The organism is Streptomyces sp. WMMC940, assembly GCF_027460265.1.
GTDB lineage: Bacteria > Actinomycetota > Actinomycetes > Streptomycetales > Streptomycetaceae > Streptomyces.
Genome location: NZ_JAPZBC010000001.1, coordinates 6,871,605 through 6,894,875, shown reverse-complemented (window position 1 = coordinate 6,894,875; position 23,271 = coordinate 6,871,605). Strand labels below are relative to the sequence as shown.

Annotated in this window: 13 protein-coding genes; 4 read left to right on the top strand and 9 right to left on the bottom strand. The window is 73.1% G+C overall.

The window, feature by feature from the left end; all coding sequences use genetic code 11:
• The first annotated feature begins 2 nt into the window (after positions 1–2).
• On the top strand, positions 3–1,754 hold the full coding sequence (locus O7595_RS30405) for an IucA/IucC family protein (RefSeq protein WP_269731780.1): 1,752 nt from the start codon (positions 3–5) through the stop codon (positions 1,752–1,754).
• Complete coding sequence (locus tag O7595_RS30400) at positions 1,751–3,013, top strand: type III PLP-dependent enzyme (protein WP_269731779.1); 1,263 nt, start codon at positions 1,751–1,753, stop codon at positions 3,011–3,013. The genes O7595_RS30405 and O7595_RS30400 overlap by 4 nt, the downstream gene beginning before the upstream one ends.
• 446 nt (positions 3,014–3,459) lie before the next feature.
• Here the strand turns inward: O7595_RS30400 and O7595_RS30395 are convergent, their stop codons facing one another.
• The 6 genes from O7595_RS30395 to O7595_RS30370 all read right to left on the bottom strand — a co-directional run bounded on the left by O7595_RS30395 (position 3,460) and on the right by O7595_RS30370 (position 12,414).
• A complete protein-coding gene (locus O7595_RS30395; protein WP_269731778.1) occupies positions 3,460–4,203 on the bottom strand; it encodes a DUF2470 domain-containing protein in 744 nt (247 codons plus the stop codon).
• Positions 4,204–4,634: 431 nt separating this feature from the next.
• Positions 4,635–7,454 (bottom strand): DUF5682 family protein, encoded by a 2,820-nt coding sequence (locus O7595_RS30390; RefSeq protein WP_269731777.1) that lies wholly within the window; start codon positions 7,452–7,454, stop codon positions 4,635–4,637.
• Positions 7,451–8,563, bottom strand: a complete 1,113-nt coding sequence (locus O7595_RS30385) for an ATP-binding protein (RefSeq protein WP_269731776.1) — start codon at positions 8,561–8,563, stop codon at positions 7,451–7,453. The genes O7595_RS30390 and O7595_RS30385 overlap by 4 nt, the downstream gene beginning before the upstream one ends.
• A gap of 172 nt (positions 8,564–8,735) precedes the next feature.
• A complete protein-coding gene (locus O7595_RS30380) occupies positions 8,736–10,502 on the bottom strand; it encodes a vWA domain-containing protein (RefSeq protein WP_269731775.1) in 1,767 nt (588 codons plus the stop codon).
• Positions 10,499–11,932, bottom strand: a complete 1,434-nt coding sequence (locus O7595_RS30375) for a hypothetical protein (protein WP_269731774.1) — start codon at positions 11,930–11,932, stop codon at positions 10,499–10,501. The genes O7595_RS30380 and O7595_RS30375 overlap by 4 nt, the downstream gene beginning before the upstream one ends.
• Positions 11,902–12,414, bottom strand: coding sequence for a hypothetical protein (locus tag O7595_RS30370; RefSeq protein ID WP_269731773.1), 513 nt, complete (start codon positions 12,412–12,414; stop codon positions 11,902–11,904). Before O7595_RS30370 ends, O7595_RS30375 begins: the two co-directional genes overlap by 31 nt.
• 340 nt (positions 12,415–12,754) lie before the next feature.
• On the opposite strand from O7595_RS30370, the gene O7595_RS30365 reads away from it, so the two are divergent.
• A complete protein-coding gene (locus O7595_RS30365; RefSeq protein ID WP_269731772.1) occupies positions 12,755–14,224 on the top strand; it encodes an aldehyde dehydrogenase family protein in 1,470 nt (489 codons plus the stop codon).
• Positions 14,225–14,471: 247 nt separating this feature from the next.
• Complete coding sequence (locus O7595_RS30360; RefSeq protein ID WP_269731771.1) at positions 14,472–16,052, top strand: GMC family oxidoreductase; 1,581 nt, start codon at positions 14,472–14,474, stop codon at positions 16,050–16,052.
• Positions 16,053–16,181: 129 nt separating this feature from the next.
• Here O7595_RS30360 and O7595_RS30355 read toward each other — a convergent pair whose 3' ends face one another.
• The 3 genes from O7595_RS30355 to O7595_RS30345 form a co-directional block, all read right to left on the bottom strand.
• On the bottom strand, positions 16,182–18,401 hold the full coding sequence (locus O7595_RS30355) for an NADP-dependent isocitrate dehydrogenase (protein ID WP_269731770.1): 2,220 nt from the start codon (positions 18,399–18,401) through the stop codon (positions 16,182–16,184).
• 115 nt (positions 18,402–18,516) lie between these two features.
• Positions 18,517–21,072 carry an ATP-binding SpoIIE family protein phosphatase gene (locus O7595_RS30350; protein WP_332328331.1) on the bottom strand — a complete coding sequence of 852 codons (2,556 nt, stop codon included), beginning with the start codon at positions 21,070–21,072 and terminating at the stop codon, positions 18,517–18,519.
• Between the two features lie 71 nt (positions 21,073–21,143).
• Positions 21,144–23,216 carry a SpoIIE family protein phosphatase gene (locus O7595_RS30345; RefSeq protein WP_269731768.1) on the bottom strand — a complete coding sequence of 691 codons (2,073 nt, stop codon included), beginning with the start codon at positions 23,214–23,216 and terminating at the stop codon, positions 21,144–21,146.
• Positions 23,217–23,271 lie beyond the last annotated feature (55 nt).

Here is a 23,271-nt window from a genome sequence, read left to right as displayed (position 1 = left end):
GGATGACCTCCACACATCCTTCCGCGCACCGCTCCGCGCTGGCGCCCCCGCCCTCGGCCGACGTTGCGGTCGCCCACACCCTCCTCAACTGCCTCCTGCGTGAACTGTGCGGACCCGAGCACCAGACCGCGGTCATCGGCGGGCACCTGCTGCTGCGGCTGCCCCGCCGCGGCGCGCTGCTGCGCGTCGCGCTGCGCCGTACGTCGCTGCTCGGCGCCCACCGGTTCGGCGGCCCCGTCGCCGAGGAGACGTCCGGCGGCTGGTCGCCCGTCGGCTGGCAGCGGCTCGCCGAGCTCGTCCAGGCGGAGCTGACGCTGCGCACGGGCGTGCGCAACGAGGAGTTCCTGGAGCAGGTCGCCTCCAGCCACCGGGGCGTCGCCTCCGCGCTCGCCGAGGGCCGCCCGGCCGCGCGGGCCACCGGCCCGCGTGCCGTGCCCGCCGCGTATCTCGCCTCGGAGCAGTCCCTCGCCCTCGGGCACCGCTTCCACCCGACGCCCAAGGCCCGCGACGGGGACCCCGCGGCCTGGGCGGCGTACGCGCCCGAGGCCGGCGCGTCGTTCCCGCTGCGGCTGCTCGCGGTACGCGAGGACCTGGTCGCCGGGGAGTCGGCGGAGCCGGGTGCCGACGCGGCGCTGGACCGGCTGGGACGCGCTCCGGACGGCTACCGGCTGCTGCCCGCCCACCCGTGGCAGTACGCACTGCTGCGCGACGACCCCCGGCTGCGCACGGCCCTCGCCCGCGGTGAGGTCCTCGACCTCGGCCCCGGCACCACCCCCTTCGCCGCCACGGCCTCCGTCCGCACCCTGTTCGACGGGAACGGCTTCCTGAAGTTCAGCCTCAACGTCCGCATCACCAACTGCCTCCGGAAGAACGCGGAATACGAACTGTCCGGCGCGGTGGCGCTGACCCGGCTGCTGGAGCCGGTCCTCGCCGAACTGGCGGCCCGCTTCCCCGGCAGCGACGTGCTGCGCGAACCCGCGTACCGGAGCCTCGCCCTGCCCGGGCCGGACGGAGTGCCGGTCCGGGGACTGCTGGAGGGCTTCGGCGTGATCGTCCGCGAAGGGCTCGGCCGGAGGCTGCGGCCCGGACTCACCCCTCTGCTCGCCGCGGCGGTCGCCGACGAGTACGCCACCGGGCCCGCCCACATCTCCCGGCTCCTGGCGGACACGGACCCGCGCACGGCGCTGTCCTGGTGGCGCGCGTACCTCGCGCTGCTGGTGCCGCCGGTGCTCGCCGCGTACTTCGACCACGGCCTCGTCCTGGAGCCGCATCTGCAGAACGTCCTCGTGTGCGTGGACGACGAGGGCCGTCCCCGGCAGGTGCTGTTCCGCGATCTGGAGGGCACCAAGCTCCTCGCGGACCGGCACTCCGCCGCGCTCGCCGTGCTGCCGGCGGCCGTGGCCGGGCCCATGACGTACGGCGCCGGGCGCGGCTGGGACCGGGTGGTCTACTGCCTCCTGGTGAACCACGTGTCCGAGATGCTCGCGGCCCTCGCCGATCTGCACCCGGGCGTGGAGACCGAACTGTGGGCCGAGGTACGGGACACGCTCCGCCGCCACGCCGCCGAGCACGGGCGGCAGCCGCGGCTCGAAGGGCTGTTGTCGGGCGCGCCGCTGCCCGCCAAGGCCAATCTGCTCACCCGCTGGGCCCGCACGGCCGACCGTGAGGCCGGTTATGTGCGGCTGCCCTCCCCGCTCGCCGAGGACGTGCTGTCCGGAGCGGCCCGCAACGACGACATCCGGAGCGCACGATGACGGACTCCCCGACGGCCGTCGCGGCACCCGCCGCGGTCTCCCCCGCCGTCACCGCACCGGTTCGCGAGCGGGCCCTCTCCCTCCCGGTCGACCGGCTCCCTGCCTACCTCTACGACCTCGACGCGCTGCGGGAGCACGCCGCGGCGGTACGGGAGGCACTGCCGGAGCGGGTCGAGCTCTACTACGCCGCCAAGGCCAATCCCGAACCGGAGGTCCTGACGGCCCTCTCGCCGTACGTGGACGGCTTCGAGGTGTCCTCGGGCGGCGAACTGGCCCATACGGCCAGGGCCGTACCGGATCGTCCGCTGGCGTTCGGCGGTCCCGGGAAGACGCCTGCCGAGACGGCGGCGGCACTGGCGGCCGGTGTGGCGCGGTTCCATGTCGAGAGCACCCACGAACTGCGGATGCTGGCGGCCCTGGCCGCCGAGCGTCCGGCGCCCGCCCCACCGGTCGCGGTGCTGCTGCGCTTCAATCTGCCACTGTCCGAAGGGGCGTTGAGGGCGAGTGCGCTGTCCATGGGCGGCCGGCCGACACCGTTCGGTCTGGACCCGTCCGAGGCCGACGACGTGATGCGGTTCCTCACCGGCGGGTCCTGCCCCCGGCTGCGGGTGCGCGGGGTCCACGCCCATCTGGCGAGCGGGCTCGGGGCGGCGGCGCAGCTCGCCGTCGCCGAGTCCGTGGTGTCATGGGCCGTACGGCTCTTCGAGCACCACGGCGTACCGCTCCACGAGGTGAACGTCGGGGGCGGCATGACCGTCGACTACGCGGATCCCGGCACCCGGTTCGACTGGGCCGGCTACGGAGCCGGACTGGCGCGCCTCGCCGAGGGCCACCCGGACCTCAGGCTGCGCATCGAACCGGGGCGCGCGCTGACCGCGTACTGCGGCTGGTACGCCACCGAGGTGCTGGACGTGAAGCGCAGCCACGGCGAGGACTTCGCCGTGGTCCGAGGCGGAACGCACCATCTGCGCACCCCGGCGACGAAGGGCCACGACCAGCCCTGTGCCGTGCTGCCCGTGACCGGCTGGCCCCACCCGTGGCCGCGTCCCGCGGCCCGGGGCGACAGGGTGACCGTGGCGGGGCAGCTGTGCACGCCGAAGGACGTACTCGCCCGCGGGGTGCCGGCGCCGGGTCTGCGGGCCGGGGACCGGCTGGTGTTCGCGCTCGCGGGTGCGTACGCCTGGAACATCTCGCACCACGACTTCCTCATGCACCCACGGCCGGGCTTCCACTTCCTCGGTGGGCTCCCCGGCGGGTGAGGGAGGCACACGGTCTCCACACGGCCCGTGCCACGCGGGTCGCCCGGGCCCGTTCGTCGTGTCGAGGCCGTCCGCCCCGGGCTCCGGTCCCGGCGGTCGCCCAGGGAAGTCCGTGGCGTACAGGGGCGGAACCCGCGCCGAAGGCGGGTTCGCGACGTCCTTGCCCGGAACGTCCCGGCCGGCCTCGTACGGGGCGCACCCGGACGGGTCCGACGACGCAGCGGGCGCGCGTGCCGGGCCTTACGGGCCGGGCGACACTTCGCGCCCTCGGGGACGCGGAGGTCCCGGCGGTGTGCAGATCGCTGCCGCGCGAGGGGCGGCGCGGATGATCGCGCCGACCAGGTCGGCGCCGGGCTCCGGTGAGGGTTCCCCGGTGGTCCGACCCGGGCACTGCGCGGCGGGACGCGCGCTGCGGCGGGCGGGGAACCGCTCGGGGCGTCCGCCGCTCACGGCCGGCTCGGCAGTCGGCTTCCGCGACGGCAGGCGCGGGCCTCCGCCAGGAGTTCCCGGACCCGGTCGCCCGCATGCCCCGGGTCGCGCACGGGCGCGGGGAAGGGCAGCAGGACGTCCCGTTGGCTGTGCGGGTGTTCGAGGCGGAGGGTGATCCCCCGCCGGTCCATGGCCAGCGGCCACACCCGGACCACGCCCTGGAGCAGCCGCGGGTCCACCAGTCGTGTGAGCTGGGCCACCACATCGGGGTGGTCGTCGACGAGGTGGGTGAGCATGGCGGCCTCATGGAGGGCGAGCACGTCCGGCCGGGCCAGGGCCAGTTCGTCGAGGCCGACGGTGACCGGCCCGGTGGGGGTCTCCAGGGCGACGTGTGCCGTGACCATCCGGAACGTGACGGTGCCGGACTCCTCGCGCTCCGGCGGGGCCTGGGCAAGCCAACCGGCGACGGTGACGCGGGAGCGCACCCGGTCGCGGACCGCGACCGGCGCGACATCGGTGAACTTGAGCACGACGGCGAGCGTGCCGCGTGGTGCGAGGGCGACCTCACCGGCCAGTCGGCAGTCGGCCGGCACCCTCAGCAGCAGTCGGCCGTCGCCGCCGACGCTGTGCAGACCGCCGCCGACCAGGTCACAGGTGTGCGCGTCGGTGACCACCGTGAACGATTCGGCGGCGGCCAGCACCGTACGCACCTGTTCGGCCGCGCTCGCCCCCTCGCCCGCGCAGACGTCGTCAGCAGTCATTCCGCACCCCTCGACTAGTTAGGTTAGGCACACCTAACTTAACGCATAATGCGGTGCGGGCGCATCACCCGTCGGGGTCCGGCACCCGCTGTTCCGCCGCACCCGTCCGCACGGGACGACCACCGCCCGCATCCCGGACCCGCACCGTACGGGGCGCACACGCGGCCGGCGGACGGCGGAGAACACCGCCCGAGGAAGGCGCCGCGTGCGCCGAGTGTTCCGCCGCCGGCACCGGAACGGAGTTCTCCGGCAACGGCCTGGGCCTGGGCCTGGGCCCTGCTCCCCCCGCCCCGTACGGACACCGCGTGCCCATCACGGACGGCCGCCCGTCACGGCGTCCCGTCCCGTGCCCCGACGGCCGCCGTCCGAGCCGGTCGCGAGGTGGTCGCGGGGAACCCGGTGCGCCACCCTGCGGCCGGGGCGGACCGGGCTCACCGTCCAACGGGCTCAGGCGCCGGCAGAGCCTGCAGCGCCGCCGCCGTAGCCGGATGGGCATGGACGAGTGCCGCGCCGCGCGGGCCCGGGTCCGTCGTCTCCCACACGACGTCGCAACCCAGCAGCTCCGCCGCCGCGTCGCAGGTGGCGGGGTGGGCGGCGAGCAGCGGGACGGAGCGGCCGGCGCCCCCCGGCCGGGCGGAACGCCCCATCCTCGGGTCCGGCTCCACGCGCCACGGCGGCACCCATGTGTCCAGGGCCCGGAGCCGCCCGGGAAAGATCCGGCCGGCCTCACGGATCAGCAGCGGCACCTGCTCCGCACCGCCGGACCTCAGGGTGCCGATCAGATTCGGCAGCCACGGCAGCAGCACCGGGTCCGGCAGCCGGGCGAAGGCGTTGGACACCGCCTCCACGACGAATTCGGCCAGGGCGGGCACCGGCTCCAGCGCGTGGAGGAATCCGCTGAGGTAACGCGGATAGGCCGGAACCACCAAGGGATTGCCGAGGAGTTCGTCGCAGCGTGCCCGCAGCTCCGCCCGGGACAGGCTGCCGAGCTGGATCCGCGCCGCCCAGAGCAGCGCGACCTTCGCCGGCTCCTCGGGGTGCGACTGGGCGACCGCCAGCTCCAGTTGCATCCGGTCGCAGCCCAGGGACAGCGCCAGGCCCTCCATGCTGAACAGGAACCCCAGCATCGCGGCGACCTGGCGCACGGTCGCGTCCTCGTCGGTGAACGCCGTCGGCAGCAGGGTGCAGTAGTGCGCGTACCCCGTCCTGACGAAGGACTCGATCCACGGCGGCAGCACCGGCTCGCTGGTCCGGTAGTACGCCAGCAGTCCGCGCACCCGACGCAGCACCTCGGGGGCGCCGTCGACGCTGCGCTCGGTGGCCAGCACCTCCAGGGCACGGGTGCCCAGCTCGTCGGCGAGGCGCCGGCTGCGCAGATGGAGCGTCGCGTCCTCGACGGCCTCGAGGACGACGGCCGTCGTCGCCCGAGGGTCGTACGCCGTGCGCCGCAGCCGCTGCTCCAGCACCTGCTCGATGCTGACGCCCTCGTAGCCGAGCTCGATCAGCGCACGCTGGTGGGTGCCCAGGGCGAGGTCCCAGGACTCCTGGATGGGGCGCTCGCCGAGCCGCCGCTCACCCATGATCGGGCGCGCGGCGCCCTGCGGCATCAGGTACCGCAGCATCCACAGCACGTCGGAGCACTTCTCCAGCTCCGGCCGGGAAGCGATGTCCAGCAACGCACGCCGCACCCCGCGCTGCTGGAGCTTCAGCCCGAGCGGCGCGAGCCGGTCGTGCACGTCGCGCGCCAGGGGCGGCAGCGCGTCGTAGCCGACCTGGCCGGTCCGGTCGCCGCCCATCATGATCTCCACGAGCCGGCGCACATCGCGCCGGCCCGGCACGGTGTCCTTCTCGATGCAGGTGACGGCCGCGTCCTGGAAGTCGTACGGGGTGGGCTTGGCGCGGTCACGCATCCCGGCGAGCAGGATCGACGTCTCGAAGACGGCGATGGCGTCGGCGGTGGAGGCGAGATAGCCGTTACGACGCGCCGCCCGCACGATCTCTACCGACCAGCCGAGCAGTTCGGCCTCGTCGAGCCGGTCGAGGACGGGCGGCCGCTGCAGAAAGCCGGAGAGCCTGTCGGAGGCCGGCACCGCCGCGTCGGCGGCTGCCGGGCCCGCTTTCGCCGCACTCGCGCGCTTCTTCGTGCCCGCCTGTCCGGCCAGCCGGAAGGGCTCGACGCGGGTGCGCCTGACGTTCTTCGCCCACACCGTCGAGGCGATGGACACCGAACCCGAGGCGAGGCCGAACTGCGCCTCGATCGCGGCGTGGCTGGACGGAATCAGACCGTGCTGCCACCTGGTCGCGGTCCGGGGTCCGATCTCGAAGCCGTCGGCACCGTCCACGCCGAACTCGGCGACACGGCTGGCCGCGTGGAACGCGCCGCAGACGTACAGGCAGTCAGCGGGGTCCGTGCCGGTGGCGGCCAGGTGCTCGCGCATCCGGGTCCACATGTAGCGCTCGCGGTCCTCGTCCACGCGCACCCGCCGGAGGTCACCCGGCGCGAGGCGGCGGAACAGACTGCCGATCAGCAGCATGACCTGCCGGTAGGTGTCGTGGTCGCTGTCCCCGAGCGGCAGTTCCACGTACTGGTGCCACCACTCCGACCAGTGCCGGACCCGGCCATGGCGCAGCAGATGTTCCTCCAGTTCGGCGAAGCGGGGCCGGAGGTCCCCGATCTCGACGCCGACCGCGTCCCCGTGCAGGGCTGCCTCCTCCTCGCCCGGCGCGCCCGGACCGGCCGGTTCGGAGGGTTCCGAGGGGTCCGCTCCGCGCGCGTCCCACTGGAACACGTGGTCGGAGGAGCGGTCGACGAGAACGAGTTCGACACCCGGGGTGTCGAGTGCATAGGCGATCGCCTGGTACTCGGCCGACGCCTCGGTGATGGGAGCGACCACCGAGAGGGGCGACCAGTCGGCCGGGAACCCCTCGATCTCGGTGGCGAACGCCTGGACCGCGACCGGGAGTCTGCAGTTGCGCAGTTCGGTCAGGAGCGGGGCCATGTCCTCGCACAGTTCGAGGTACACCACCTTCGGCTGCTTCTCCCTCAGCCGCCGCGCCATCGCGAGCGCCGAGGCTGGTGAGTGGTGGCAGACCGGGAAGATCTCCAGGGGCTCCCGCACAGCGCGGTCCACGTCGTCGACGATGCCGAGCAGAATGCCCTCGAGCGCGTCCGGGCCGTCGGCGAAGGCCGTCGCCGCTGCCTGCAGTTGGGACCGCAGGCCGGTGAACGTCCCCTCCTGGGCGGCGCTCATGACAGGGTGGCGATCGCGTCGCGGCCGCCCTCCAGGAACTCCGGCCACGAGCCGCCCTCGTCCTTGCTGCGCGGCTCGACGACGCCGTGCAGATACTTGTTGAGGATGGCCAGGTCCTCGGGCTCGCGCCGCGCCAGCGACCCGACGAGGGAGGAGGCGAGGGTGTGGGCGGTCAGCGCGCGCTCTCCGAAGAAGTTGCTGTGCAGGATCGCGTCCTCCAGCACGCCGATCTGCTCGGCCGTCGACAGCGCGGACTCCAGCTTCTCGTCGTCGCTGCCGGCCGAGGCCGCGGAGGCCCGCAGATCGGCGAAGCTCTGCAGCAGTACGTCCAGCAGCGTCGGCGGCACGTCCAGGTCGATCTGGTGGCGGCGCAGCAGTTCCTCGGTGCGGAAACGAACGATCTCCGCCTCGCTCTTCTTGTTCGTCACCACCGGGATGCGCACGAAGTTGAAGCGCCGCTTGAGCGCCGAGGACAGGTCGTTGACACCCCGGTCACGGCTGTTGGCGGTGGCGATGACGGAGAAGCCGGGCTTGGCGAAGACGATTCCGTCGCTGTCCAGTTCGGGGACCGAGATGTACTTCTCCGACAGGATGGAGATCAGGGCGTCCTGGACGTCGCTGGTGGAGCGGGTGAGCTCCTCGAAGCGGCCGATCGCACCGGTCTCCATCGCGGTCATGATCGGCGAGGGGATCATCGACTCGCGGGACTGGCCCTTGGCGATGACCATGGACACGTTCCACGAGTACTTGATGTGGTCCTCGGTGGTGCCGGCCGTGCCCTGCACCACCAGGGTGGAGTTGCGGCAGATCGCCGCGGACAGCAGCTCGGCGAGCCAGCTCTTCCCGGTGCCGGGGTCGCCTATGAGCAGCAGACCGCGGTCGGAGGCCAGGGTGACGATGGCACGCTCGACGAAGCTGCGGTCGCCGAACCACTTCTGGGAGATCTCCCTCTCGAGACCGTCGGAGCGCTCCGATCCCAGGACGAACAGCCGGACCATCTTCGGGGAGAGCCGCCAGGAGAAGGGCTTGGGGCCGTCGTCGATCGACTCCAGCCAGTCGAGTTCCTCGGCGTACTTGATCTCGGCAGGGGCGCGCAGCAGTTCGGACATGTCAGGGCCTTTCTGAACGTGTGAGCGTGAGGACGTGTGAGCGTGAGGACGTCTCAGCCTGAGGAGAGGTCGTCGTGGCCGCGGTGCCCTGGCAGAGGGCGACACGGACGGACGGGCAGGGCCCGGGAGTGACGGCTGCGGGGCGGTCGCCGGCCGAGCCTCTCGTGGAGAACTAGGCGAGAAACGTCTTGAGTTCGTGGACCAGCTTGCGTATGTGACCGGATATCACGGGTGTGCCGAGGTCCTTGAAGCGTTCCCGGAACCAGGGGTTGACGCTGCCGCGGCCGGAGCTGGTCACCGAACCGACGGGGATGAACTTGGCTCCCGACCGATGCACGGCGGCCATGGACTCGAAGAGCTGTTCGCTCCGCCACTCGTAGAAGTCCGAGATCCACACCACGACGGTGTTGCTGGGTTCGGCGATCTTCGGCTGGGCGAGCGCCATGGCGACCGTGCCGTCGGTGCCGCCGCCGAGGTTGGTGCGCAGCAGGGTCTCGAAGGGGTCGTGCACCCAGGGGGTGAGGTCGAGGGCCTGGGTGTCGTAGGCGATCAGATGGACGTCCACCTTCGGCAGCCCGGTGAAGATCGAGGCGAGGATGGTGCAGTTGACCATCGAGTCGACCATGGATCCGGACTGGTCCACGACCACGACGAGCCGCTGCGGCGTCGTCCTGCGCACGGTGTGCCGGTAGTAGAGGCGGTCGACGTACAACCGCTCCTCCTCCGGGCTCCAGTTGGTGAGGTTCTTCCAGATCGTGCGGTCGAGGTCCAGGTTGCGGAAGACGCGCTTGGGCGGCACGGAGCGGTCCAGGGCACCGACCGTGGCCTTCTCCACCTGGGTCCGCAGCACCTCGGCGACCTCGTCGACGAAGCGGCGGATCAGGGCCTTGGCATTGGCCAGCGCCACACCGGACAGATTGTTCTTGTCACGCAGCAGCTGCTCGATCAGCGACATGCTCGGGGTGAGCTGCGAGGCGAGCCGGGGGTCGGCGAGGACTTCGCGCAGATGCATCCGCCGCACGAGGTCGGCCTCGATGGCGCCGAGTTCCGGGCCGATCGCCGGGACCAGCGCGCCGAGGTCGGGCGCCCCACCGCCACCGGTGCCGATGGGGCTGACGCCCCGGCCGGCCGCGCCGCCGCCGGTCCGGCCGCCGCGCAGTTCACCGGGGCGGCAGCCGAGCGCACGCTCCAGCCAGCCCGCGTCGGACTGCCAGCGCGAGAGCTGCCCGGCGGTGACCGTGCCGGATCCGGGAGAGAAGACGTTGAGCAGCACCTTCGACACCAGTGCGGCGCGGCGCAGTTCGGCGGCGCGGTCGCGACCGCCCCCGCCGGCGACGTCCGCCTCGGGTACGTCATCGGGCTCGGCTGCGGATCCCGTGGTGGTCCCGGCCACCGCGGCTCCGGGATCGGTTCCGGTACCGGGCCCTGCCACGGATGCCATACCGCTTCCGGATGCCGCCGGGGACCCCGCCTCGGGTACGGCTGCGGCTCCGGTCGCCGCGGAACCGCTGCCGGTGACAGGTGCCGGCACGGGTGGGGCCTCCGGCTCGGGTGCGGACCCGGCCGCGGACCGGGACCCGGGTTCGGCGGCGGACCCGCCGTCGGGCCGGTCGACGGGCCCCGCGCCGGCACCGGGCCGGTGAACGGATCCACGGCCGGTCCCGTCATCGGGTCGGGGCACCATCAGGCCGTCGAACTCGGCGGCCAGCTCCGGATGGCGCTGCACGACGGAGTCGACGGACGCCAGCGGATCCAGCAGCGCGGGTGGCAGCCCGATGTCCTCGACGACGGCGAGGCTCGCCGATTCCAGCGTCGTCTGCTCCTCACGGTCGAAGAGGCGGGCGAGGAGCCGCCAGTACAGGACCTGGCGGCGGTTGTCGTGGGAGTCCACCCCGGGGTGCCGGTCCTTCTGCTCGGGTGCGGTCGTCTGCTCGGTCATTTCCGCAGCAGCCTCCCCGCCCTCTCGCGCAGCACCTTCACGGCATCGGTGGCGGCCTTCTCCGCCCTGAGGCCGGCCTTGTCGGTCGTGCCGCCGGCCCAGGCCCCGCCGTGCACCGCCGTGGTCCTCTTCCGCACGGTCGTCTCGACGGCGAGCGGCTGGAGCCTGAACACGCCGGCGTCCCAACGGAGCAGTCCTATGCACGCGCCCGACGCCTCGACGGCCTCCGGCGTCAGCGGGCCCGCGACCGGAACGCGGTCGGCGTCGACGACCACGGGATGCCCGGCGACCTCGAACAGCAGTACGCCGTCATCCCTGCGTGCGGTGTAGCCCTCCAGGAACACCGGCTCGGCGATACGCGCCGGGTGGCGGTCCAGCGGTGCGGCTGCCGCGGCCGTGGCCGCGGCCGCGGCCAGGGCGACGCGGGCGGTGGCGAAGGCATCGGCGGGCCCGCCCGGGCGCGCTCGCTCGTCGTCCCAGATCAGGTCGCCCTCCGCGGTGATCGGCACATCGGACAGATCCATCGAGCTCCCTTCGCTCACCGCCGCCAGCAGCGCCATGCGCGGACGGAACAGCTGCCAGACGCCTGCCCCCACGACCGTGTCCGGTTTCGGCACGGACACGGCGGCGCGCACCAGCCGGGGCGCGGTGCCGTCCGCGGGCTCGAACACCGCGTGGACCTGGGCCTGCGCGGCTGTCGCGTGCTCGTGGACGTCGACGCCGAGCGGCAGCAGACGGCCGGTGGCCGTGCCGGGTGCGGACACCGCGGCCGCACCGGGCAGCGTCAGGAGCATCGCCCGCGACCAGAGGTCGGCCCAGCGGCGCACGGGGACGCCTTCGAGCGTCGCCCCCGGGCAGGAGGAGGAGGAGGCGGCGAGTTCGGCTGCGAAGCCGTCCAGGAGCGTCGCGGACCGGCGCAGTGCCGGGTCGGGAAGCATCGCGGAGACCACCTGGGCGGCCCCTGAGACCAGTTCGAGGTCGATGCCCTGCCATCCGGCGCGCGCCAGGTCGGAGAGCCAGGAGCGCGCGGCGGCCGACAGGTTCGCCGGCTGTCGCCGGGCGGGCGGCGGCGCGGCCTCCTCGATGCGCGGACGGCCGGTCACCTCGTCGATCCGGGTGATGAGCGCGTCGTGGACGGAGCCGAGGAGCGCCGTCCGGGCGGAGGCCAGGGCGACGAAGTGGTCCTCGCCGGCGGCTCCGGCCGCGGCCCTCGCTGCCGCCTCGGCGGTCCGGGAGGCCAGCGGCGTGCCCGCCACGGCGTCGGCGAGTGCGGCCAGACCCGCGGCCTGGGCGGGCTGGGGACGCAGGAGTCCACCGACCAGGACGCGGTCGAAGGCGTCCACGGCGCCCAGGGCCTCGTCGAGCCCGTCGACCGGATCGGTGAGCAGGGCGGTGCGCATCACGCCACCGCCCTGGTCTGCGGGAACCACTGCATCTCCGGCAACGGAGCCGTGTCGGGGGTCAGTTCGAGGTAGGCCAGGTGGCGCAGGAACCGGCTGAACACGGGAGCGGCGGTCTTCGTCTCCGCCTGGGCGGGGCGGGTGGCGGTCATGGCGGCGGTGACGCCGGCCGCCGTCGGCTCCCCGTCCCCCGTGTCGACCCGCAGCCATCGGGCGACGCGCTCGGCACCGTACTGCAGCACGGCTTCGCCGACCAGGGTCCGGATGTGGTTGCAGAACGAGCCGCGCGCACCGCCGCAGGGCCGGTTGTTGTTCGTGCTGCAGGCGAACGCGTACGTGCCCGCCTCGACCGACGACACATAGACCCGCTCGATGTCCGAGCCGCTGGACACCACGCCCTGCAGGCGTCCGTCGGCCAGCTCGACGAACGGGACCTTGGCCAGCTTTCGCGGTCGCGCGGGCGCCACCACGCGTGCCGCGCTCCGCTTCTCCCAGTCGGACAACGCACCCATCTCCTTTGCACAGCAGGGGAAGTCCCTGCCGGAAGAGAGAGGCCGGCGGGACACGACTGAACCTAGCGGCGCGCACTGACAACGCCGATCTTGGGCGAGCCGCCCCGTGCGGCGAGCGGTCACCGGGACGAACCCACGGGAACGGGCGGAGGAACACCCGGCACGCACCCTGGGTAGCCGCGGAGGCACGCGAGGTGGCGGACTCCGGGCGTCGGACACCGCTCGCGGTGCAGAGCGGCCCCGGGCTCTCTAGCCTCGAAGCAGAAGAAACACGAAGAAACCGCACGACTCGGAAGGCGCTCCGGTACGCCCGCCCGTCCGAACCCGGAGGTGGCCCCACATGCCCGAGCTCTTCATCGGCGGTACCTGGACCGCCGCGGCCGGCGGGAGGAAGCGGGAGATCCGCTGTCCGGCCGACGGCACACTGGTGGCGACCGTCGACGAGGCGGGACCGGAGGACGTCTCCGCCGCCCTCGCCGCCGCCCGGGACGCCTACGACAGCGGGCCCTGGCCCCGCACCCCGGCGGCCGAACGCGGCCGGCTGCTGCTGCGCACCGCCGCCCTCCTGGAGCGTGACAAGGCCGAACTCGCCCGCGCCGAGTCACTGGACACGGGCAAGCGGATGGTGGAGAGCGCGTACGACATGGACGACATCGCCAGGTGCTTCCGCTGGTTCGGCCATCTCGTGGCGGCGGGCGGTCACGACCGCGTCGTCGACGCCGGACAGCCGGACGTGGACAGCCGGGTCGTCCATGAGCCCGTCGGGGTCTGCACGCTGATCACTCCGTGGAACTACCCACTGCTCCAGACCTCGTGGAAGGTCGCCCCGGCCCTCGGCGCCGGCAACACCTTCGTCCTCAAGCCGAGTGAACTGACCCCGCACACCGCGGTGATGCTGATGCGGCTGCTCACCGAGGCGGGGCTGCCCGACGGCGTCGCCAATCTGGTGCTGGGCGCGGGCGGTGTGGTCGGGGCCCCGCTCACCGAGGACCCCAGGGTGGACATGGTCTCGTTCACCGGCGGCCTGGTCACCGGCCGTCGCATCATGGCGGCCGCCGCGCCGACGGTGAAGAAGGTGGCGCTCGAACTCGGCGGCAAGAACCCGAACGTGGTGTTCTCCGACGCGGAGTTCGAGGCGGCGGTGGACTACGCGGCGACCGCCGTCTTCCTCCACTCCGGCCAGGTCTGCTCGGCCGGGGCACGCCTACTGGTGCAGGAGGATCTGCACGACGCGTTCGTGGCGGAGGTCGTCAAGCAGGCGGAGTCCATCAGGCTCGGCGGGCCCTTCGACGACAACGCCCGCGCGGGCCCCCTGATCTCCGCCGGACATCTGGAGAAGATCGAGGCGTACGTCGCGGCCGGTCTCGCCGAGGGCGCGGTCCTGCGCTGCGGCGGCTCCCGACCGGACGACCCGGAGCTCGCCGACGGCTTCTACTACCTCCCGACGGTGCTCGACGAGTGCACCCCGGACATGACCGTGGTGCGCGACGAGTCCTTCGGCCCGGTGCTGACCGTGGAGCGGTTCCGCAACGAGGAAGAGGCGGTGGCGCTCGCCAACGACACGGTCTACGGGCTCGCGGGAGCCGTCTGGACCGGGGATCCGGCGCGCGCCCACCGGGTGGCTTCGAGGATGCGGGCCGGCACGGTATGGATCAACGACTTCCATCCGTACGTCCCGCAGGCGGAGTGGGGAGGGATGAAGCAGTCCGGGTTCGGCCGCGAACTCGGACTGGCCGGTCTGGGCGAGTACCTCGAGGCCAAGCACATCTGGCGCAATCTCGCACCGAGCCCACAGAGGTGGTTCGCATGACGGCCGACGCGGAACGGGCCCCGTACGGGAGGACCCGTCGGGTCCCGGCCGCCACGCCGGACCGTCGCTCGCGGAACCGGGCCACAGGCCGGAACCCGTTCGTCCGGCGCCGAAGGACGGGCGTGCTCGCCGAGCACGCGTACCAGTCCGCGCCGACCGGCGGTCCGGCGGCTCCTGACGAGCCCTCCAGGCACGCCCGGACGCGTCCGGACACGACCTGACGGCTCCCCGACGACCTGGAGATGCCATGGTTTCACCCATGTCCGTGCCGGAGTTCGACCACGTCGTCGTGGGCGGCGGCACGGCCGGCGCCGTCGTCGCCGCCCGGCTCAGCGAGGACCCGGACGTCAGCGTCTGCCTGCTGGAGGCCGGTCCCTCGGACGTGGGCGACGACAACATCCTGGTGCTGGAGCGCTGGATGGCCCTGCTGGAGTCGGGATACGACTGGGACTACCCGGTCGAACCGCAGGTGAACGGCAACAGTTTCCTCCGCCATGCCCGGGCGAGGGTCCTCGGCGGCTGTTCGTCGCACAACTCCTGCATCGCGTTCTGGGCGCCCGCGGAGGATCTGGACGAGTGGGCGGCGGGGGGCTGCACCGGCTGGAGCGCCGCGGAGTGCTACCCGCTGTACCGGCGGCTGGAGAACAACGACGCGCCCGGCGAGCACCACGGACGTTCCGGCCCGGTGCGGCTGCGGACGGTACCCCCGAGGGACCCCTGCGGGCGGGCCCTGTTGGAGGCCTGCGCCGAGGCGGGCATCCCGACCACCCCGTTCAACGCCGGCACCACGGTGGTACGGGGCGCCAACTGGTTCCAGATCAACGCCCGCCCGGACGGGACCCGTTCGTCCGCCTCGGTGTCCTATCTGCACCCGGTGCTCGGCAACCGGCCGAATCTGGAGGTGCGGACCGGGGTACGGGCGCGGCGTCTCTTGTTCTCCGCCGACGGCCGGTGCACGGGTGTCGAGTACCTGGAGCCGGACACCGTCCACACCTCGGTGGTGACCGCCCGTGGTGAGGTGGTCGTGGCCTGCGGGGCGATCGACTCGCCCAAGCTGCTGATGCTGTCGGGCATCGGGCCGGGAGGGCATCTGCGGGACGTCGGGGTCGACGTCCGGGTGGACGCCCCCGGCGTCGGCTCACACCTGCAGGACCACCCGGAGGGAGTGATCATGTGGGAGGCGAAGCAGCCCATGGTGACCACCTCCACCCAGTGGTGGGAGATCGGTGTCTTCGCGGACACCGTGCCCGGCCTGGACCGCCCGGACCTGATGTTCCACTACGGTTCCGTGCCCTTCGACCTGAACACCTACCGGCAGGGTTATCCCACGTCCGACAACGCCTTCTCGCTGACCCCGAACGTGACCCGGGCCCGCTCGCGGGGGACGGTCCGGCTGCGCAGCCGGGACTTCCGCGACAAGCCGATGGTCGACCCCCGGTACTTCACCGACGAGCACGACATCCGCGTGATGACGTACGGGCTGCGGCTGGCACGGGACATCGTCTCCCGCACGCCGATGACGGACTGGGCCGGTGCGGAGCTCGCCCCCGGGCCCGGCACCACGAGCGACGACGAGCTGTTCGCCTATGTGCGCGCGACCCACAACACCGTCTACCACCCCGCGGGTACCGTGCGGATGGGCGGCGACGACGATCCGGAGTCGCCGCTCGACGCGCGCCTGCGGGTCAAGGGCGTACGGGGCCTGCGGGTGGCCGACGCCTCGGTGATGCCGCTGCTCACCACCGTCAATCCCTGCATCACGACGATGATGATCGGCGAGAAGTGCGCCGACCTGGTCAAGGCCGACGCGGACGCGGGGAACGGCTGAGCGGGCCTCGCTGCGGCTCCAGGGCCGCCGACGGATGCGCCCCGTCCGGTGATCGTGCACCGGACGGGGCGGAGGGCTGCCGGGACGGCAGGGGCGTCCCGCACGGGAGGACGCCCCTGCTCCCCGGGTTCAGCCGAGGGTCGCGAGCGCCTGGTTGAGGGTCTGCGACGGGCGCATGACCGCCGAGGCCTTGGCCGCGTCCGGCTGGTAGTAGCCGCCGATGTCGGCGGGCGAGCCCTGCACGGCGATCAGCTCGTCGACGATGGTGCCCTCCTGCTCCGTCAGCGTCTTGGCCAGCCCGGCGAACGCCTCGGCGAGCTGGGCGTCGTCGGTCTGCTTCGCCAACTCCTGGGCCCAGTAGAGAGCCAGGTAGAAATGGCTGCCGCGGTTGTCGATACCACCGAGGCGGCGGCTCGGCGACTTGTTCTCGTTGAGGAAGGTGCCGGTCGCGCGGTCGAGCGTGTCGGCCAGGATCCGGGCGCGGGCGTTGCCCGTCGTGGTGGCCAGGTGCTCGAAGCTGACCGCGAGCGCCAGGAACTCGCCCAGGCTGTCCCAGCGGAGGTAGTTCTCCTTGACGAGCTGCTGGACGTGCTTCGGCGCGGAGCCGCCGGCGCCGGTCTCGAACAGTCCGCCGCCGTTCATCAGCGGGACGACCGACAGCATCTTGGCGCTGGTGCCCAGCTCCAGGATCGGGAACAGGTCGGTCAGGTAGTCGCGCAGCACGTTGCCGGTGACCGAGATGGTGTTCTCGCCGCGGCGGATGCGCTCCAGGGAGAAGCGGATCGCGTCGACCGGGGCCATGACCTCGATCTGCAGGCCCTCGGTGTCGTGCTCCGCCAGGTAGCGGCGGACCTTCTCGATCAGCCGGGCGTCGTGCGCGCGGCCCTCGTCGAGCCAGAACACGGCCGGGTCGCCGGTGGCGCGGGCTCGGGTGACGGCGAGCTTGACCCAGTCCTTGATCGGCGCGTCCTTGGTCTGGCACATGCGGAAGATGTCGCCGGCGCTGACCGTCTGCTCGAGCACGGCGTTGCCGTCGGCGTCGACGACGCGGACCGTACCGGTGGTCGCGACCTCGAAGGTCTTGTCGTGGCTGCCGTACTCCTCGGCCTTCTGGGCCATCAGACCGACGTTCGGGACGGATCCCATGGTCGCCGGGTCGAAGGCGCCGTGGGCGCGGCAGTCGTCGATGACGACCTGGTAGATGCCCGCGTAGCTGCTGTCCGGGATGACGGCGAGGGTGTCGGCCTCCTGGCCGTCCGGGCCCCACATGTGGCCGGAGGTGCGGATCATCGCCGGCATCGAGGCGTCGACGATGACGTCGCTCGGCACGTGCAGGTTGGTGATGCCGCGGTCGGAGTCGACCATCGCCAGGGCGGGGCCCTCGGCGAGCTCGGCCTCGAAGGACGCCTTGATCGCGTCGCCCTCGGGCAGCGACTCCAGGCCCTTGAGGATGCCGCCGAGACCGTCGTTGGGCGTCAGGCCGGCCGCGGCGAGGGCCTCACCGTGCTCGGCGAAGGTCTTGGGGAAGAAGGCCCGGACGACGTGGCCGAAGACGATCGGGTCGGAGACCTTCATCATCGTGGCCTTGAGGTGCACGGAGAAGAGCACGTCCTCGGCCTTGGCGCGGGCGACCTGCTCGCCGAGGAACTCGCGCAGGACGGCCACGCGCATCACGGACGCGTCGACGACCTCGCCGGCGAGCACCGGGACCGACTCGCGCAGCACGGTGGTGCTGCCGTCGTCGCCCACGAGCTCGATGCGGAGCGTGCCGTCCTCGGCGACGACGGCGGACTTCTCGGTGGAGCGGAAGTCGTCGCCGGTCATGTGCGCGACGTTGGTCTTGGACTCGGAGGTCCAGGCACCCATGCGGTGCGGGTGGGCCTTGGCGTAGTTCTTGACCGAGGCGGGCGCGCGGCGGTCGGAGTTGCCCTCGCGCAGCACGGGGTTGACGGCGCTGCCCTTGACCTTGTCGTAGCGGGCGCGGACGTCGCGCTCCTCGTCGGTCTTCGGGTCGTCGGGGTAGGCCGGCAGCGCGTAGCCCTGCTCCTGCAGCTCGGCGATCGCGGCCTTCAGCTGCGGGATGGAAGCCGAGATGTTCGGCAGCTTGATGATGTTGGCGCCGGGGGTCTTGGCCAGTTCGCCGAGCTCGGCGAGGGCGTCGTCGATGCGCTGGCCCTCCTCCAGGTACTCCGGGAACTGGGAGATGATCCGCCCCGCCAGCGAGATGTCCCGGGTCTCCACGGCGACTCCGGCCGTCGAGGCGTACGCCTGGATCACCGGCAGGAACGAGTACGTCGCCAGGGCCGGGGCCTCGTCAGTGTGTGTGTAGATGATGGTCGAGTCACTCACCGGGTGCTCCGCTCTCCACGTCTGCAACATTGCTCGACATCAAGATATCTCGGGGCGGCTCCCCTCTCGACAGTGGCCTGCCCCACAACCGGCGGAACACCGCCGGCCCGCGGTCTCACGGTGAGTGGCCGGCGGGAACGAGGGGCAGGGGCTGCTCGGACCAGACGGTCTTCCCCTCCCGGGTGTAGCGGCTGCCCCAGCGGCGCGAGAGCTGGGCGACGAGGTAGAGACCGCGTCCCCCCTCCTCCGACGTCCGGGCCCGGCGCATTCTGGGCTGGGTGTTGCTCGGATCGGAGACCTCGCAGGTCAGCGCGTCGGTTCGGATCAGCCGGAGGCGCACGGGACCGCCGGCGTAGCGGATGGCGTTGGTGACGAGCTCACTGGCGACCAGCTCGGTGGTGAAGCCCAGTTCGTCGAGGTCCCAGCGGCTCAGCTGCTCCAGCACCAGATGGCGCGCGTCCGCGACGACGGCGGGGTCGGCGTCGAGCAGCCAGGTGGCGGTGGAACCGGCGGGCACCTCGCGGGTACGGGCCAGCAGCAGCGTGACGTCGTCCTTCAGCCGGCCCGGCGGGAGGTCCGCCACGATGTCGTGGCGGGCGTGGCGCAGCGGCCGATCCAGCACCTCCGCACGTCTCAGCCGGTCCGCCAGGTCCCGCATGCCCTCGTCGACGTCTCCGTCCCCGCGTTCGATCAGGCCGTCGGTGTAGAGGGCCAGGACGCTGCCCGGCGCCAGATCGCGCTCGACGGCCTCGAAGGGCCAGCCGCCGACACCGAGCGGCGGGCCGGGGCTCAGGTCGACCCAGTCCACGGTGCCGTCCGGGGTGACGACCGCGGGCGGTGGATGCCCGGCGCTCGCCATGACGCAACTCCGGGCCACCGGGTCGTAGACGGCGTAGAGGCAGGTGGCACCGGCCGGACCGCCGGGAAGGGGGATGCCGGTGTCTCCGTTGCCCGGCTCCTCGCTCTCGGCCTCGGCGGCGACCTGGAGGACCAGGTCGTCCAGGTGTGCCAGCAGTTCCTCGGGTTCCAGGTCGAGATCGGCCAGCGCCCGCACGGCGCTGCGCAGCCGCCCCATCATGGCCGTGGCGTGCAGTCCGTGACCGGCCACGTCACCCACGACCAGGGCGACCCGGGCCGAGGACAGCGGGATGACGTCGAACCAGTCACCGCCCACGCCGCTGTCGGCGTCGGCCGGCAGATAGGCGCCGGCCGCCTCCAGCGCGGGCCGCTCGCAGGTCGCGGGCGGCAGCAGGCTGCGCTGGAGGCCCACGGCGGTGCGGCGCTCCTTCGTGTAGCGGCGGGCGTTGTCCACCGCGAGCGCGGCCCGTGCGGCGATCTCCTCCAGCAGCGCCAGATCGTCCAGGTCCAGGGTCGGGCGGTGCCCGGTGCGCCAGACCAGGAGCCGGCCGAACATGATGCCCCGGGCGCGCAGCGGGGCGGCCATCGCCGAGTGGGCGCCCGGCACGGCGGCCGTCCACTCCGGCGCACCGCCCGTGGACGCCGTGTCCCGGCGGAGTCCGGTGACCAGCGCACCGTGGCCGTTGCCCGCGAGGTCCTCGGGGTCGCACCCGTCGGGGCCTGCGATGGGTTCCACATGGGCCGTGCCGGTCCGCGGCACGCCGGCCTCGGCCCCGGCGACGGCCATCCGCAGCAGCACCAGCGTGTGCCGGCCGTCCGCCGGCGGTTCGCCGCCCGTCAGCACGGTCTCCGCGAGGTCCACGGCGGCGCGGTCCCCGAGCGCGGGCGCCAGGACCTCCGCCAGATCCTCGACGGTGCGCATGACCGAGAGCGATCCGCTCAGCGCCTCCGTGGCGCGGTACAGGAGCTCCAGCCGGCCGCGGGCCCGCTGGTGGTCGGTGACGTCGGTGAAGACCGTCGCCACGCCCATCGCGCGGCCGTCCGACTCCAGCAGCCGGAACGCCGAGAAGGACAGTTCCCGGCCGCCCATGGGGTCGGCGAGGGTGCGCACCGCGGTGCTGAAGCCGATCAGCGGGGCGCCCGTACGCAGGACCTCCCTCAGCTGTGCGTCGATGGTGTCGGCGTCCTCGGCGCGGAGGAAGTCCCCGAGGCGCCGGCCGCCGAGGTCGACGGGCAGCCCGGTGTAGGGCAGCAGGTGGGAGTTGGTCCGCAGCAGCCGCAGTCCGGCGTCGAAGAGGGCGAGCCCCACCCGGCCCTGGAGGAACAGCTCCCGGGTGAGGGCGCGGTCCTGCCGCCACCGCACGAGCGCGTCGGCGGGCGCACCGACGACCAGGAAGCGGGCCGTGCCGTCACCGCGGCCCTCGTCGAGGGGAAGGACGCCGAAGCCGACGTCCAGGTCGTGTCCGGAGCCGTGTCGGAGCGTCACCCGGCCCTCCCAGCCCGCCGGTGGATCCGGGGGAGCCTGCTCTCCCCGGCCGGCGGCCCTGGTACCGGCCGGGTCCGGCACCTCGTCCCGCCGCGGCACGCCCACCCGCTGCGCGAGCAGGGCCTCCCAGGCGCCCGCGTCCGCCAGCAGCTCCCGTACGGGCCTCCCGCAGACGTCCGCGGAGCGACGGCCGAGCAGCACCTCGGCCGCCGGAGTCAGGGCCACGACGGTGCCGGCGCCGTCCAGCAGTGCCGCCGCCGTGCCCGCGACGGCGAAGGGGTAGTCGTCGCGGTCGGCCCCGGTGACGTCCGCACGGGTGTCGTCCACCCGCCGCACCGGCCGTTCTCCCGGTCCTCCGGGGCCTGCGGGGGGCCACATGTCCGGGAACGACGCCGGTGTCACCGCGCCGCCCGCCGCCGGGTGCGCCTGGCCAGCAGTACCGCCACGTCGTCGCGTGCCGCCGAGGGCAGCAGCCGGGAGAGAACGCGGTCGCAGGTGTCCTCCAGGGGCAGGTCGAGGTGCCGCAGTGCCGTGGCGAGCTCCCGCATGCCCTCGTCCAGGTCCCTGCCGCGGGCCTCGATCAGCCCGTCCGTGTAGAGCACCAGCAGGGCGCCGGGTGCCAGCGGCACCCTTTCGGTACGGAACTCCGCGCAGCCGGTGCCCAGTGGCGTGCCGGGAGAGCCGTCGAGGAAGGCGACCGCGCCGTCCGCGGCGACCACGGCCGGGGGCGGATGGCCCGCCCGGGCGATCAGGCAGTCCCCGGACGCCGGGTCGAGGACGGCGTACACGCAGGTGGCCATCTCGTTCTCCCCGAGATCGGCCACGGCGGCGTCGAGGGAGTGGAGCATCCGGGCCGGGGGGACGTGGTGCCGCGCCAGCGTCCGCACCACGGTGCGCAGCTGTCCCATGACCGCCGCCGCGTGGATGCCGTGCCCCATCACGTCGCCGATGACGAGTCCGGTCCGGCCGTCGGGGAGGGCGATCACGTCGAACCAGTCGCCACCGACCTCGTGGTCGCTGGCGGGCAGATAGCGCCCGGTGAGCTCCAGCCCGGTCACCTCCGGCAGCGCGGCGATCGACAGGCTGCGCCGGAGGGTGAGCGCCGCTTCCCGCTGGCCGGTGTACATGCGCGCGTTGTCGATGTTGAGCGCCGCCCGGGCGACCAGCTCGTCGATCAACACCTTGTCCAGTTCGTCGAACGGCTCGCGGTCCCGGGTACGGGTGAGCACCACGGCACCGAGGGCCTTGCCCCGGGCGACCAGCGGCACCAGGCGCGCGGAGCGGATGCGGGAGCCGAAGTACTCGCGCAGCCGCTCGCCCCCGGGGCCGGGGAACAGCGTCGGCAGGTCGCTGCGGAAGAGGTCCATCGGCCGGCCGTCGGCGATGACCCGTTCGTACACCGAGCCGAGCGGCACCTGGTAGGTGGTGCCCGCGACGAGCGTCGCGGTGGGGGCGTCCGCCTCGGGGAACACGGCCGCCATCCGGCGCACCATGCCCTTGCTGGACTCCGTGGCCTCGTCGGGGCCGAGGACCTCCTCCAGCAGCTGGACGTCGGCCGAGTCGGCGATCTCCGGCACCAGCATCTGCACCACCTCCTCGGCGGTCCGGCGCAGGTCCAGGGTGGTGCCGATGCGTGCGCCGGCGTCCGCGAGCAGCGCGAACCGCCCCTCGGCCCGGCGGGCCTGGGACCGGGCCTCCTCCTGGTCGCTGATGTCGAGAAGCGAGGCGATCAGTCCCAGCCGGCGGCCCGTGATGTCGAGGAGCGGGGCGAAGGAGCAGGACCACATGCGGTCGCGGCCGGGCTCGGCGGGGGTTCGGGCGGTGCCCCGTACGTCGACCATCGCCTCGCCCCGCTGCAGGACCTCCCGCATCAGCGATTCGAGGACCTCGACGTTGACCCCGGGGACGACCTCGGTGGGCCGCTTGCCGAGATGGTCTTCCGCGGGCACGCCGTTCATCCTGGCCAGCGCTTCGTTGACGCGCAGATAGCGCAGATCGGGGCCGAGCATCGCGAGCCCGATGGGCGACTGGGTGAACAGGCCCTCCATGGCCGCGAGTGAGTCCCGCATGCGCAGGACGGCGGAGGTCTCGACGGCGATCGCCATGACGCCCGTCTCGCCCTGCGGATCCGCCGCGGGGCAGATCCACATCTCCATCGCCACGAAGTGGCCGTCGCGATGGCGCACGGGGAGGGTGCCGACGACCGTCTCACCGGCCAGAACGCGCTGGGCGAGCTGCTCGGCCAGCTCCCGGTTGCCCTCCGGGACGAGTGCTTGGTTGACGTCGCGGCCGAGCAGGTCCTCCGGCGAATGCCCGAGGACGTCCTGGGCGGCCAGCGACCACTCGACGATGCGTCCGCCCGCGTCCGTCCGCCACAGCGCGACCGGCAGCAGATCGCGCAGCACACCCGCGTACCCGACCACTGTCAGGGGCTGGTCGGGCACCTTGCTCATCGGCTCGTGAACGTCCACGCAACCGCCTCACCCCGGGGAGCGGGGGCGCAGCGCGGACCGGGAACTCCCCGGC

Excerpts from the sequence above, each read along its gene's own strand:
- O7595_RS30380 (WP_269731775.1), bottom strand. The coding sequence starts at position 10,502 with ATGACCGAGCAGACGACCGCACCCGAGCAGAAGGACCGGCACCCCGGG.
- O7595_RS30360 (WP_269731771.1), top strand. The coding sequence starts at position 14,472 with ATGGTTTCACCCATGTCCGTGCCGGAGTTCGACCACGTCGTCGTGGGC.
- O7595_RS30400 (WP_269731779.1), top strand. The coding sequence starts at position 1,751 with ATGACGGACTCCCCGACGGCCGTCGCGGCACCCGCCGCGGTCTCCCCC.
- O7595_RS30395 (WP_269731778.1), bottom strand. The coding sequence starts at position 4,203 with ATGACTGCTGACGACGTCTGCGCGGGCGAGGGGGCGAGCGCGGCCGAA.
- O7595_RS30370 (WP_269731773.1), bottom strand. The coding sequence starts at position 12,414 with ATGGGTGCGTTGTCCGACTGGGAGAAGCGGAGCGCGGCACGCGTGGTG.
- O7595_RS30365 (WP_269731772.1), top strand. The coding sequence starts at position 12,755 with ATGCCCGAGCTCTTCATCGGCGGTACCTGGACCGCCGCGGCCGGCGGG.
- O7595_RS30405 (WP_269731780.1), top strand. The coding sequence starts at position 3 with ATGACCTCCACACATCCTTCCGCGCACCGCTCCGCGCTGGCGCCCCCG.
- O7595_RS30385 (WP_269731776.1), bottom strand. The coding sequence starts at position 8,563 with ATGTCCGAACTGCTGCGCGCCCCTGCCGAGATCAAGTACGCCGAGGAA.
- O7595_RS30390 (WP_269731777.1), bottom strand. The coding sequence starts at position 7,454 with ATGAGCGCCGCCCAGGAGGGGACGTTCACCGGCCTGCGGTCCCAACTG.